Source organism: Pigmentiphaga sp. GD03639, from assembly GCF_029845405.1.
Lineage (GTDB): Bacteria > Pseudomonadota > Gammaproteobacteria > Burkholderiales > Burkholderiaceae_B > Pigmentiphaga > Pigmentiphaga daeguensis.
Genome location: NZ_JAOCLR010000072.1, coordinates 1 through 1,428, shown reverse-complemented (window position 1 = coordinate 1,428; position 1,428 = coordinate 1). Strand labels below are relative to the sequence as shown.

Genomic DNA, 1,428 nt, shown 5'->3' with positions numbered 1-1,428 from the left:
AAATCTAGAGATTGAACTGAAGAGTTTGATCCTGGCTCAGATTGAACGCTAGCGGCATGCCTTACACATGCAAGTCGAACGGCAGCGCGGACTTCGGTCTGGCGGCGAGTGGCGAACGGGTGAGTAATGCATCGGAACGTGCCCAGTAGCGGGGGATAACTACGCGAAAGCGTAGCTAATACCGCATACGCCCTACGGGGGAAAGGGGGGGATCGCAAGACCTCTCACTATTGGAGCGGCCGATGTCGGATTAGCTAGTTGGTGGGGTAAAGGCCTACCAAGGCGACGATCCGTAGCTGGTTTGAGAGGACGACCAGCCACACTGGGACTGAGACACGGCCCAGACTCCTACGGGAGGCAGCAGTGGGGAATTTTGGACAATGGGGGGAACCCTGATCCAGCCATGCCGCGTGTGCGAAGAAGGCCTTCGGGTTGTAAAGCACTTTTGGCGGGAAAGAAACGGCGCCGGTTAATACCTGGCGTAACTGACGGTACCCGCAGAATAAGCACCGGCTAACTACGTGCCAGCAGCCGCGGTAATACGTAGGGTGCAAGCGTTAATCGGAATTACTGGGCGTAAAGCGTGCGCAGGCGGTTCGGAAAGAAAGATGTGAAATCCCAGGGCTCAACCTTGGAACTGCATTTTTAACTCCCGAACTAGAGTATGTCAGAGGGGGGTGGAATTCCACGTGTAGCAGTGAAATGCGTAGATATGTGGAGGAACACCGATGGCGAAGGCAGCCCCCTGGGATAATACTGACGCTCATGCACGAAAGCGTGGGGAGCAAACAGGATTAGATACCCTGGTAGTCCACGCCCTAAACGATGTCAACTAGCTGTTGGGTTCTTCGGAGCTTGGTAGCGCAGCTAACGCGTGAAGTTGACCGCCTGGGGAGTACGGTCGCAAGATTAAAACTCAAAGGAATTGACGGGGACCCGCACAAGCGGTGGATGATGTGGATTAATTCGATGCAACGCGAAAAACCTTACCTACCCTTGACATGTCTGGAATCCCGAAGAGATTTGGGAGTGCTCGAAAGAGAACCGGAACACAGGTGCTGCATGGCCGTCGTCAGCTCGTGTCGTGAGATGTTGGGTTAAGTCCCGCAACGAGCGCAACCCTTGTCATTAGTTGCTACGAAAGGGCACTCTAATGAGACTGCCGGTGACAAACCGGAGGAAGGTGGGGATGACGTCAGGTCCTCATGGCCCTTATGGGTAGGGCTTCACACGTCATACAATGGTCGGGACAGAGGGCAGCCAACCCGCGAGGGGGAGCCAATCCCAGAAACCCGATCGTAGTCCGGATTGCAGTCTGCAACTCGACTGCATGAAGTCGGAATCGCTAGTAATCGCGGATCAGCATGTCGCGGTGAATACGTTCCCGGGTCTTGTACACACCGCCCGTCACACCATGGGAGTGGGTTC

General features: G+C 55.2%; 1 rRNA gene. It reads left to right on the top strand.

From position 1 onward, the window contains the following. Positions 1 to 13: 13 nt before the first annotated feature. Positions 14 to 1,428 (top strand): 16S ribosomal RNA (locus N5K27_RS28805); the annotation flags it as partial.